The sequence below is a fragment of the Actinobacillus equuli genome, from assembly GCF_900636745.1.
GTDB classification, from domain to species: domain Bacteria; phylum Pseudomonadota; class Gammaproteobacteria; order Enterobacterales; family Pasteurellaceae; genus Actinobacillus; species Actinobacillus equuli.
Map to the genome: position 1 here is coordinate 715,434 of NZ_LR134310.1, position 12,326 is coordinate 727,759.

Genomic DNA, 12,326 nt, shown 5'->3' on the forward strand with positions numbered 1-12,326 from the left:
CTCCGTTATTGCTGCATTGTAGGAATACCATTTTCATCTAACGGGAAATGGCATTTCACTTGGCGACCGCTTAAAACACGTAATTCAGGTTCGCTGGTTCGGCATTTATCCGTAGCATACGGGCAACGAGGATTCAGCAAACAGCCTTGCGGTCGGTCATATTTGCCGGGAACCACACCGGGCAGCGATTGTAAACGAGATTTACCTTCGGCAAATTCAGGCAAAGCTTTAAGCAATGCTTGCGTATAGGGGTGAAGCGGCGCTTTAAAGATTAATTCCGCCTTGCCCTCTTCCACCACTTGCCCTGCATACATCACGATAATGCGATGTGCCGATTCCGCAACCAATGCTAAATCGTGGGTAATCAGAATCAACGCCATATTTTCTTTGCGTTGCAATTCCAGCAATAAATCAATAATTTGTGCTTGAATCGTTACGTCTAATGCGGTGGTCGGTTCGTCCGCAATCAATAATTTCGGATTGCACGCAATCGCCATTGCGATCATCACACGCTGGCTCATACCGCCCGAAAGCTGATGCGGATAAACCTCTAAACGAGATTGCGGATCTGGAATCCCCACCATGGTTAATAATTCAATCGCACGTTCACGGCGAGCCGCTTTTGAGCCGCCTTGATGCACCTTTAACGCTTCCATAATTTGAAAACCGACCGTATAACTCGGGTTAAGACTGGTCATCGCATCTTGGAAAATCATCGACACGTCCGCACCGACAATTTTCTGTTTTTCTTTCGGTTTTAACGCCAATAAATTATTGCCGTTAAACTCAAGCGAGTTTGCCGTTACTCGACCGGGGAAATCAATTAAGCCCATAATCGCTAAAGAGCTGACTGATTTACCCGAACCGGATTCACCGACAATACCTAATACTTCACCTTCGTTAATCGTATAACTGATACGATCTACCGCTTTGAAAGGCGCTTTCTCATCACCGAAATGGACAGAAAGCTGATCTACCGTTAATAAAGCCATCTTGCTCTCCTTATTGTTTGAGTTTCGGATCAAGCGCATCACGTAAGCCATCGCCCATTAAGTTAAACGCCAAGACAAGTAATAAAATTGCTAACCCCGGGATAGTTACCAACCAGTTTGCCGATTGCATAAAGCCACGAGATTCCGCCAACATTGTACCTAATTCCGGTGTCGGCGGTTGCGCGCCGATACCTAAGAAGCCAAGCGCGGCAAGTTCTAGAATCGCATTGGAAATCCCCATCGTCATTTGCACAATTAACGGTGCCAGACAGTTCGGTAAAATCACGATAAACATTAAACGTAATACACCGGCACCGGCAACTCGGCTCGCTACCACATAATCACGATTTTTTTCGCTCATGACCGAAGCTCGGGTTAAACGCACATAACTTGGAATCGATACAATAGCAATCGCTATCGCCGCATTAATCAAAGAAGGACCTAAAATGGTGACCACGCCAATGGTGAGAAGTAAGCTCGGAATAGCTAACATAATATCGACAAAGCGCATAATCACGATATCAATCACACCGCCGTAATAGCCGGCAAGTAAGCCTAAAATCACGCCGAACACACATGATAAAACAACGATCACTAAACCGATAAATACCGATAAACGCGCGCCGTAGATAATACGGGAAAGAATATCACGCCCAATATCATCGGTTCCTAACAGATAAGCGGAATTACCACCGTCCATCCACGCCGGAGGCAGTAATAAGGCACTACGATTTTGCTCAATCGGATCAAAAGGGGCGACCCAACCTGCAAATACTGCAGCAAAAAAGACAATAGTAATAAAGGCAAGCCCGATAACCGCACCACGGTTTTGGCAAAAGTAATACCAAAACTCTTGTAAAGGTGTCTTCGGAGCCGGTGCCGAAAGGGTTGTTGAAGACATTATGTATCTCACTCCATTAAAATCATTTTGCAAAATTTTGCGTAAATTTAACCGCTTGTAAAAGCTGAAAAATAGGCTTAGTTATGGCGAATTCTTGGGTTAACTACGCCGTAAATTAAATCAACGGTTAAATTCACCAAAATAATAATCGTCGCAATAATAAGCACTGAGCCTTGTAATACCGGATAATCACGCGCATTAATCGCATCAATAATCCATTTACCGATACCCGGCCACGAGAAAATATTTTCGGTAAGTACCGCACCAGAAAGTAGCTGCCCCACAATCAGTCCCACTACAGTAACTACCGGAATCAACGCATTGCGTAACGCATGAACAATCACAATACGAGTAGTATTCAAGCCTTTCGCTTTTGCGGTACGAATATAATCTTCACCTAACACTTCCAGCATTGAAGAACGGGTCATACGCGTCACTACCGCCAATGGAATAGTGCCTAACACGATCGAAGGCAAAATCAGCGATTTAATCGCGGCGATAAATGCACCCGGCTCGTCTGAAACCCAAGTGTCATACAGCATAAAGCCGGTTTCCGCTTCAATCCAATATTCGGAAGGTAAACGTCCTGAAGCAGGTAAACCTAACGGCGTAGAGAAATAGAGAATTAAGATTAAGCCCCACCAGAAAATCGGCATCGAATAACCGGTTAAAGATAAAGTGGTCACTGTATGCGAAATCCATGAATCCTTCTTCACGGCAGCAATCACGCCAAGAAAGATACCGAATAGCAACGACCATAATAGTGCAAAGAAAGCTAATTCAACCGTTGCAGGGAAAAGTGTGAAAAATTCTTTTAACACCGGTTCGTTATTACGGAATGAATTGCCGAGATCGCCCTGAAATACCCCTTTAATATAATTAAAATATTGTTCATGTAGCGGCAAATCTAAACCGAGCTGAGCCATCATCTGAGCGTGAACCGCCGGATCTAAGCCTCGTTCTCCCATCCGAATTTCAATCGGATCCCCCGGAATCAAATGTACTAAGGCAAAAGTAATTAACGTTATCGCCAGAAAGGTTGGGATAACCATCAAAAGACGTTTAAGAATAAATGAAAACATTAGGTATACTCATTATTTGTACCACGGAAAATAGGAAAAACACGGCATAAGCGGTAAAATTCAGCGAATTTTTTACAAATTGCCTATCCCCTTTGCCGTGCTTTCAATAGTTAATAAGAGAACTTATTTTGTCTCTAAATCAACCCCGTAGAAATTATGTAAGCTAAATGGGCTGATCACATAACCCTTTACTTCCTTACGGACAGGGAAATAAGTAGTTGAGTGAGCAATTGTTACCCATGGTGCTTGCTCTTTGAAAAGTACTTGAGCTTGTTTATAAAGCTCGGTACGTTTTGCTTTATCAGTTGTTTGAACTGCATCAGTCATTAACTTATCAAAATCTTTATGACAGAATTTGGCATAGTTAGAACCTTGTTTTACCGCCGCACAACTTAATAAGGTATTTAGGAAGTTATCCGGATCTCCGTTATCACCGTTCCAGCCCATCATACCGGTTGTATGTTCGCCGTCACGCATACGATTGAGATATTCACCCCATTCGTAACTCACGATTTTGGCATTCACACCCACTTTTTTCCAATCTTCTTGGATAAGCTCCGCCATACGGCGTGCATTCGGGTTATACGGACGAGAAACCGGCATTGCCCACACTTCGGTATCAAAACCTTTTTCCAATCCGACTTCTTTTAACAAGGCTTTGGCTTTTTCCGGATCATAGTCATAATCCTTCACTTCATCGTTATAGCTCCACATTGTCGGTGGAATCGGATTTTTCGCTTTTTCGCCGGAACCTTGATAAACAGACTGAATAATTGCATCTTTGTTAATTGCATAGTTTAACGCTTGACGCACCTTCACATCATCAAACGGTTTTTTCTGCGTATTGAAATGCAAATAACCAATATTTAAACCCGGTTTGGTCATTAAATTGATATTCGGATCTTGTTTCAATGCTTCAAGATCAGCCGGATTCGGGTAAGGTGCTGCGTGACATTCACCTTTTTGTAATTTCGCCATACGAACCGACGCATCCGGCGTAATCGCAAAAACTAAACGGTCAATCGCCGGTTTACCTTCCCAATATTGCTCAAAGCCTTTGTAACGAATCTGAGAATCTTTTTGGTAATCAACAAATTGGAATGGGCCCGTACCGACCGGATTTTGATCTAATTTTTCCGGTGTACCTGCTTTCAATAATTTATCCGCATATTCCGCAGAGAAGATCGAAGCAAAGTCCATCGCAATATTCGCTAAAAACGGTGCATTCGGTACTTTTAGATTAATTTTAACCGTATAATCATCCACTTTCTCAACATTTTGAATAATGTTGCCCATATCCATACCAATAAAATATTCATAGTTTCCGCCGGACACTTTATGATACGGATGATTCGGATCTAATTGACGATTGAATGAGAATACTACGTCATCGGCATTAAAATCACGGCTTGGTTTAAAATCTTTAGTTGAATGGAATTTCACCCCTTTACGTAAATAAAAGGTATAACTTTTACCGTCTTCTGATACATCCCATTTTTCCGCTAAAGAAGGGATAACAGAGGTTTCACCTTTAGCAAAATCAACTAAACGATTAAAAATAGTTTGGCTCGTCGCATCAAGCGTACCACCGTCTGTTGCAAATTGCGGATTTAAGTAAGTAGGTGAGGCTTCTAAACAATAAACGAATGTTTTAGGTGCCGCAAAAGCCGAACTCGAGGCGGCAATTGCCAATGGCAATAAAGAGAGTTTGGTGAGTTTTTTCATCGAATGCTCCAATGTTGTGTTTGTTTTTTATTTTTATGAATTAATCGAATATACAAGTTTTTCGATGAAGTTCAATACTTTTTCAGTAAAAAGCGGTCCAAATTCAACGAAAATTTGCAAATTTCCGCAAAATTTAGACCGCCTATCATATTTACTACAATCTATTAATTATTTCCTAACTCCACTCGATAGAAGTTATGCGATAAGAAAGGACTAACTATATAGCCTTTTACTTCTTTACGCATCGGGAAATAAGTTGTTGAATGCGCAATCGGCAACCAAGGCGCTTGCTGTTTAAAAATTACTTGAGCCTGTTTATAAAGTGCTTCTCGTTTTGCTTTATCCGATTCTTGTGCCGCTTGCGTAACTAAATCATTGTAAGATTTGTCACAGAAATGTGCATAATTTGAGCCTTGTTTGACTGCATTACAACTTAATAAGGTATTTAAGAAATTATCTGGATCGCCGTTATCACCAGTCCAGCCCATCATACCGGTTGAATGTTCGCCTTGTTCCATTCGCTTGAGATATTCTCCCCATTCAAAACTAACAATTTTGGCATTCACCCCGATTTTCTTCCAATCTTCCTGAACCATTTCAGCCATACGACGGGCATTTGGGTTATATGGGCGAGAAACAGGCATTGCCCATAATTCCGTTTCAAAACCGTTTTCCAAGCCGGCTTCTTTTAACAATGCTTTCGCTTTCTCCGGATTATATTCATAATCCTGAACCTCATCGTTATAGCCCCAAATTATCGGTGGCATTGGATTTTTAGCAACAGAACCTGTTCCTTGATACACCGATTCTAAAATTGCCTGCTTGTTTACCGCATAATTGAGTGCTTGACGTACTTTCTGATTATCTAACGGTTTCTTATCCAAATTAAAAGTAATATAACCAATGTTTAAACCAGATTTTTCCAATACTTGTAAGTTAGTATCCGCTTTCATCTGAGCAATATCAGCTGGGTTTGGATACGGCATTGCCTGACATTCATTTTTCTGCAATTTGGCATAACGTACCGTTGCATCAGGCGTAACGCTAAAGACTAAGCGATCTAATTTTGCTCTGCCCAGCCAATAATCATCAAATGCTTTAAAACGTACATAAGCATCTTTTTGTAAACCGGCAAACTCAAACGGTCCAGTACCAATCGGTGCGGTATCCACTTTCTCCGGTGTTCCGGCTTTTAACATTTGGTCGGCATATTCCGAAGAGGAAATCGAGGCAAAATCCATCGCGAGATTAGCTAAAAACGGCGCATTCGGCACTTTTAAGTGAAATTTAACTACGTAAGTATCTACTTTCTCAGCTTTTTCAATAATATTAGGCATATCCATACCTAAGAAAAACTCGTAGTTTCCGCCCGAAACATTATGGAAATAATTATATTTATTTAATTGGCGGTTAAAAACGAACAACACATCATCGGCATTAAAATTACGAGATGGTGTAAACTCTTTATTTTTATGAAACTTAACCCCTTTACGTAAATAAAAGGTATAGGTCTTACCATCCGCAGAAATATCCCATTTTTCAGCTAATGAAGGAATAAGATTTGTTGTACCCGGTTCAAAATCAATTAAACGATTATATAACGCTTGTGCCACATCTAATGTTGCACCGTCTGTGCCGATTTGCGGGTTTAAAAAAGTAGGCGAAGATTCAATACAATAAGTAAATGTTTTAGGTGCAGCGAGTGCCGAATTAGAGAAAAGTAACAACGTAAGCGCTGATAAAGAGAAAAATTTTTGCATGAAATACCCTGATGTTGTGCTATAAATTATTTTTTGAATAATTTACATATTATCAGCCCTATTTCATATTGCAACGTTCAACAGTAAGGTAATTAGAAAAAGCAACTGCAATCTCTTACTACTCTTCATCAGAGAGAAGACTAATTTATTATTTCACTCTGACAAGCGGTCAAATTTCCCTTATTTTCTGCAAATTGCAGTGATGGAGGCTGTTGGAAGAAGGGAAAAGGGAAAGGAGAAGATAAATAAAAGAGGATAAATAAAGATAAAAATGAAGCTGGAGCTGAAAACGAATTCACCCCCAAAAGCAAAAAACCCGTGGTTATCGCTAACCACAGGGTTCCCTTTAATTCAATCTGGCGATGCCCTACTCTCACATGGGGAAACCCCACACTACCATCGGCGTTACTGCGTTTTACTTCTGAGTTCGGAATGGAGTCAGGTAGAGCCACAGCACTCTGGTCGCCAGAATATTCTGTCGATGACTTCGGCTATCGCCTTCGTCTTTATCTATCTTTTTCTTTGTTCTTTATCTGCTTTTTATTCGCACTTTAAATTCGAAACAAGCTGTTACTGATTTTTAGTTTAGTTCTCTTTAGCATTTATTTGCTTCATGCCCAAAAACACTTGAGCGTTGTATAGTTAAGCCTCTCGGGCAATTAGTATCCGTTAGCTCAATGGCTCACACCACTTACACACCAGACCTATCTACGTCGTAGTCTCCAACAACCCTTACAGTCTTATAGACTGGGAGAACTCATCTTGAGGCAAGTTTCGTGCTTAGATGCTTTCAGCACTTATCTCTTCCGCATGTAGCTACCCAGCAATGCCTCTGGCGAGACAACTGGAACACCAGTGATGCGTCCACTCCGGTCCTCTCGTACTAGGAGCAGCCCCTCTCAATTCTCCAACGCCCACGGCAGATAGGGACCGAACTGTCTCACGACGTTCTAAACCCAGCTCGCGTACCACTTTAAATGGCGAACAGCCATACCCTTGGGACCTACTTCAGCCCCAGGATGTGATGAGCCGACATCGAGGTGCCAAACACCGCCGTCGATATGAACTCTTGGGCGGTATCAGCCTGTTATCCCCGGAGTACCTTTTATCCGTTGAGCGATGGCCCTTCCATTCAGAACCACCGGATCACTATGACCTGCTTTCGCACCTGCTCGACTTGTCTGTCTCGCAGTTAAGCTTGCTTATACCATTGCACTAACCTCACGATGTCCGACCGTGATTAGCAAACCTTCGTGCTCCTCCGTTACTCTTTGGGAGGAGACCGCCCCAGTCAAACTACCCACCAGACACTGTCCGAGACCGCGTTCCGCAATCTTCGTTAGAACATCAAACGTTAAAGGGTGGTATTTCAAGGACGCCTCCACAATCACTGGCGTGACTGCTTCAAAGGCTCCCACCTATCCTACACATCAAAATTCAATGTTCAGTGTCAAGCTATAGTAAAGGTTCACGGGGTCTTTCCGTCTAGCCGCGGGTACACCGCATCTTCACGGCGATTTCAATTTCACTGAGTCTCGGGTGGAGACAGCCTGGCCATCATTATGCCATTCGTGCAGGTCGGAACTTACCCGACAAGGAATTTCGCTACCTTAGGACCGTTATAGTTACGGCCGCCGTTTACTGGGGCTTCGATCAGGAGCTTCTCTTTCGATAACACCATCAATTAACCTTCCAGCACCGGGCAGGCATCACACCCTATACGTCCACTTTCGTGTTTGCAGAGTGCTGTGTTTTTAATAAACAGTTGCAGCCAGCTGGTATCTTCGACCGGTTCAACCTTCGAGAGTAAATCTCTACAATCTACGCCGGCGCACCTTCTCCCGAAGTTACGGTGCTATTTTGCCTAGTTCCTTCACCCGAGTTCTCTCAAGCGCCTGAGTATTCTCTACCTGACCACCTGTGTCGGTTTATAGTACGGTTTAGTATAACCTGAAGCTTAGTGGCTTTTCCTGGAAGCGTGGTATCGGTTACTTCATCTCCGTAGAGACTCGTCATCACTTCTCGGTGTTAACGGAATTCCGGATTTGCCTAAAATTCCCACCTACCGGCTTAAACAGACATCCAACAGTCTGATAACCTAACCTTCTCCGTCCCCACATCGCAGTTATACCAAGTACGGGAATATTAACCCGTTTCCCATCGACTACGCTTTTCAGCCTCGCCTTAGGGGCCGACTCACCCTGCCCCGATTAACGTTGGACAGGAACCCTTGGTCTTCCGGCGAACGAGTTTTTCACTCGTTTTGTCGTTACTTATGTCAGCATTCGCACTTCTGATACGTCCACCAAACTTCTCAATTCAGCTTCATCCGCTTACAGAACGCTCCCCTACCCAACAGTATTTCTACTGATGCCGCAGCTTCGGTGACTAGTTTTAGCCCCGTTACATCTTCCGCGCAGGCCGACTCGACTAGTGAGCTATTACGCTTTCTTTAAATGGTGGCTGCTTCTAAGCCAACATCCTAGCTGTCTAAGCCTTCCCACTTCGTTTCCCACTTAACTAGTACTTTGGGACCTTAGCTGGCGGTCTGGGTTGTTTCCCTCTCCACGATGGACGTTAGCACCCACCGTGTGTCTCCTGAGTATCACTCTTCGGTATTCGCAGTTTGCATCGGGTTGGTAATCCGGGATGGACCCCTAGCCGAAACAGTGCTCTACCCCCGAAGGTGTCCGCTCAAGGCTCTACCTAAATAGATTTCGGGGAGAACCAGCTATCTCCCGGTTTGATTGGCCTTTCACCCCCAGCCACAAGTCATCCGCTAATTTTTCAACATTAGTCGGTTCGGTCCTCCAATTAGTGTTACCCAATCTTCAACCTGCCCATGGCTAGATCACCGGGTTTCGGGTCTATACCTTGCAACTCAAACGCCCAGTTAAGACTCGGTTTCCCTTCGGCTCCCTTATTCAGTTAACCTCGCTACAAAATATAAGTCGCTGACCCATTATACAAAAGGTACGCAGTCACCCCATTAAGAGGCTCCCACTGCTTGTACGTACACGGTTTCAGGTTCTATTTCACTCCCCTCACTGGGGTTCTTTTCGCCTTTCCTTCACAGTACTGGTTCACTATCGGTCAATCAGGAGTATTTAGCCTTGGAGGATGGTCCCCCCATCTTCAAACAGGATTTCTCGTGTCCCGCCCTACTTATCGTTAGCTTAGTACCATAATAATGTTTTCGGATACGGGATTATCACCCTCTACGATTGAGCTTCCCAGCTCATTCTCCTAACAAAACTATTATCACTAACAGGCTCTTCCGCTTTCGCTCGCCGCTACTTACAGAATCTCGGTTGATTTCTTTTCCTCGGGGTACTTAGATGTTTCAGTTCTCCCGGTTTGCCTCACTATCCTATGTATTCAGATAGTGATACTAGATTCTTCATCTAGTGGGTTTCCCCATTCGGATATCTTGGATTAAACGCTTCTTATCAACTCATCCAAGCTTTTCGCAGATTAGCACGTCCTTCTTCGCCTCTGATTGCCAAGGCATCCACCGTGTACGCTTAGTCACTTAACTATACAACCTCAAATGTTCTTATTCTTTCAAACTTCGCATTTGACGTTAGTTTTTAAACTAAACACTTGACTGCTTTTGTTCAGTCAAGATTTTTTTAACTACTCAGACTTTCAATGTATTCGTTATCGCTTTCGCTTTAACAAACTTGAAAAATCTCTCAGTTTTTCAGCTTGTTTCCAATTTTTTAAAGAACAATTTAGACAACAAAAGTCATCTTTAAATGGCGTCCCCACGGGGATTCGAACCCCGGTTACCGCCGTGAAAGGGCGATGTCCTAGGCCTCTAGACGATGGGGACAACATTTAAAGATGCTCTCCACTTTGCCATTTGAGCGCATTATTCTACGTTAAATTCCGTTATTTTTCAATAACTTTTTAAATCACTTAACGTAAACGCTTATTCATTCATCAAACAATCTGTGTGAACACTTGCAGTCGCTTAATCTTGGTAAGGAGGTGATCCAACCGCAGGTTCCCCTACGGTTACCTTGTTACGACTTCACCCCAGTCATGAATCATACCGTGGTAAACGCCCCCCTTGCGGTTAAGCTATCTACTTCTGGTACAACCCACTCCCATGGTGTGACGGGCGGTGTGTACAAGGCCCGGGAACGTATTCACCGCAACATTCTGATTTGCGATTACTAGCGATTCCGACTTCATGGAGTCGAGTTGCAGACTCCAATCCGGACTTAGACGTACTTTGTGAGATTTGCTCCATGTCGCCATATTGCTTCCCTCTGTATACGCCATTGTAGCACGTGTGTAGCCCTACTCGTAAGGGCCATGATGACTTGACGTCATCCCCACCTTCCTCCAGTTTATCACTGGCAGTCTCCTTTGAGTTCCCGGCCGAACCGCTGGCAACAAAGGATAAGGGTTGCGCTCGTTGCGGGACTTAACCCAACATTTCACAACACGAGCTGACGACAGCCATGCAGCACCTGTCTCATGGTTCCCGAAGGCACTCTCGTATCTCTACAAGATTCCATGGATGTCAAGAGTAGGTAAGGTTCTTCGCGTTGCATCGAATTAAACCACATGCTCCACCGCTTGTGCGGGCCCCCGTCAATTCATTTGAGTTTTAACCTTGCGGCCGTACTCCCCAGGCGGTCGATTTATCACGTTAGCTTCGGGCACCAGACTTAAAGTCCAATCCCCAAATCGACAGCGTTTACAGCGTGGACTACCAGGGTATCTAATCCTGTTTGCTCCCCACGCTTTCGCACATGAGCGTCAGTACATTCCCAAGGGGCTGCCTTCGCCTTCGGTATTCCTCCACATCTCTACGCATTTCACCGCTACACGTGGAATTCTACCCCTCCCTAAAGTACTCTAGTTGACCAGTATGAAATGCAATTCCCAGGTTAAGCCCGGGGCTTTCACATCTCACTTAATCAACCGCCTGCGTGCCCTTTACGCCCAGTTATTCCGATTAACGCTCGCACCCTCCGTATTACCGCGGCTGCTGGCACGGAGTTAGCCGGTGCTTCTTCTGTAGTTAACGTCAATTACCAAATCTATTAAATTTGATACCTTCCTCGCTACCGAAAGAACTTTACAACCCGAAGGCCTTCTTCATTCACGCGGCATGGCTGCATCAGGGTTCCCCCCATTGTGCAATATTCCCCACTGCTGCCTCCCGTAGGAGTCTGGACCGTGTCTCAGTTCCAGTGTGGCTGGTCATCCTCTCAGACCAGCTAGAGATCGTCGGCTTGGTAGGCCTTTACCCCACCAACTACCTAATCCCACTTGGGCTCATCTCATGGCATGTGGCCTTGCGGTCCCACACTTTAATCCGAAGATATTACGCGGTATTAGCTACAGTTTCCCGTAGTTATCCCCCTCCATAAGCCAGATTCCCAAGCATTACTCACCCGTCCGCCACTCGTCACCCAAGGAGCAAGCTCCTTCGTGCTACCGTTCGACTTGCATGTGTTAAGCCTGCCGCCAGCGTTCAATCTGAGCCATGATCAAACTCTTCAATTCAAAAAGTTTAATCGCTCAATAAACTGCTTAGCTAAGTTTACATATTACTTTAAAAGTAAAAATGAATTTCTAGTTTAAGCACCTATTAAGACTTCAAAATCAAAAATATTTTTTAATTAAGTCAATCAACAAGTGCCCACACAGATTGTCTGATAAATTGTTAAAGAACAAAAAGAAACGACGCACTGGCAATCAATTTTAAATCGTTCACAACAGTGCGTCGTTGTGTGAGGTGCATTATAGAGAAATCTAAAATCCTTGCAAGTACTTTTTTGCAAAAAATTTAAAATAATTGACTCTTCGCATAACATTTATTCAAATTGAGTAAAACAAGAGCATT

The 12,326-nt window shown here is 43.8% G+C and carries 5 protein-coding genes, 1 tRNA gene and 3 rRNA genes; all 9 read right to left on the bottom strand.

Going from position 1 to position 12,326, the window contains the following annotated elements:
* Nucleotides 1-5 precede the first annotated feature (5 nt).
* A complete protein-coding gene (gene dppD / locus EL121_RS03275) occupies nt 6-992 on the bottom strand; it encodes a dipeptide ABC transporter ATP-binding protein (protein ID WP_039197682.1) in 987 nt (328 codons plus the stop codon).
* A gap of 10 nt (nt 993-1,002) precedes the next feature.
* Nucleotides 1,003-1,893, bottom strand: coding sequence for an ABC transporter permease subunit (locus EL121_RS03280; RefSeq protein ID WP_039197684.1), 891 nt, complete (start codon nt 1,891-1,893; stop codon nt 1,003-1,005).
* A 77-nt stretch (nt 1,894-1,970) separates the two neighbouring features.
* Nucleotides 1,971-2,975 carry an ABC transporter permease subunit gene (locus EL121_RS03285; protein ID WP_039197686.1) on the bottom strand — a complete coding sequence of 335 codons (1,005 nt, stop codon included), beginning with the start codon at nt 2,973-2,975 and terminating at the stop codon, nt 1,971-1,973.
* Nucleotides 2,976-3,098: 123 nt separating this feature from the next.
* Nucleotides 3,099-4,700, bottom strand: a complete 1,602-nt coding sequence (locus EL121_RS03290) for an ABC transporter substrate-binding protein (protein WP_039197688.1) — start codon at nt 4,698-4,700, stop codon at nt 3,099-3,101.
* Nucleotides 4,701-4,864: 164 nt separating this feature from the next.
* Entirely contained in the window at nt 4,865-6,460 is a 1,596-nt protein-coding gene (locus EL121_RS03295) for an ABC transporter substrate-binding protein (protein WP_039197690.1), read from the bottom strand.
* Nucleotides 6,461-6,814: 354 nt separating this feature from the next.
* Nucleotides 6,815-6,930, bottom strand: a 5S ribosomal RNA gene (rrf, locus tag EL121_RS03300).
* A gap of 168 nt (nt 6,931-7,098) precedes the next feature.
* Nucleotides 7,099-9,998 (bottom strand): 23S ribosomal RNA (locus EL121_RS03305).
* Nucleotides 9,999-10,219: 221 nt separating this feature from the next.
* A tRNA-Glu gene (locus EL121_RS03310) sits at nt 10,220-10,295 on the bottom strand.
* A 151-nt stretch (nt 10,296-10,446) separates the two neighbouring features.
* Nucleotides 10,447-11,986, bottom strand: a 16S ribosomal RNA gene (locus EL121_RS03315).
* The 16S, 23S and 5S rRNA genes sit together here with 1 tRNA gene alongside, the layout of an rRNA operon.
* Nucleotides 11,987-12,326 lie beyond the last annotated feature (340 nt).

Excerpts from the sequence above, each read along its gene's own strand:
- dppD (WP_039197682.1), bottom strand. The coding sequence starts at position 992 with ATGGCTTTATTAACGGTAGATCAGCTTTCTGTCCATTTCGGTGATGAG.
- EL121_RS03280 (WP_039197684.1), bottom strand. The coding sequence starts at position 1,893 with ATGTCTTCAACAACCCTTTCGGCACCGGCTCCGAAGACACCTTTACAA.
- EL121_RS03285 (WP_039197686.1), bottom strand. The coding sequence starts at position 2,975 with ATGTTTTCATTTATTCTTAAACGTCTTTTGATGGTTATCCCAACCTTT.
- EL121_RS03290 (WP_039197688.1), bottom strand. The coding sequence starts at position 4,700 with ATGAAAAAACTCACCAAACTCTCTTTATTGCCATTGGCAATTGCCGCC.
- EL121_RS03295 (WP_039197690.1), bottom strand. The coding sequence starts at position 6,460 with ATGCAAAAATTTTTCTCTTTATCAGCGCTTACGTTGTTACTTTTCTCT.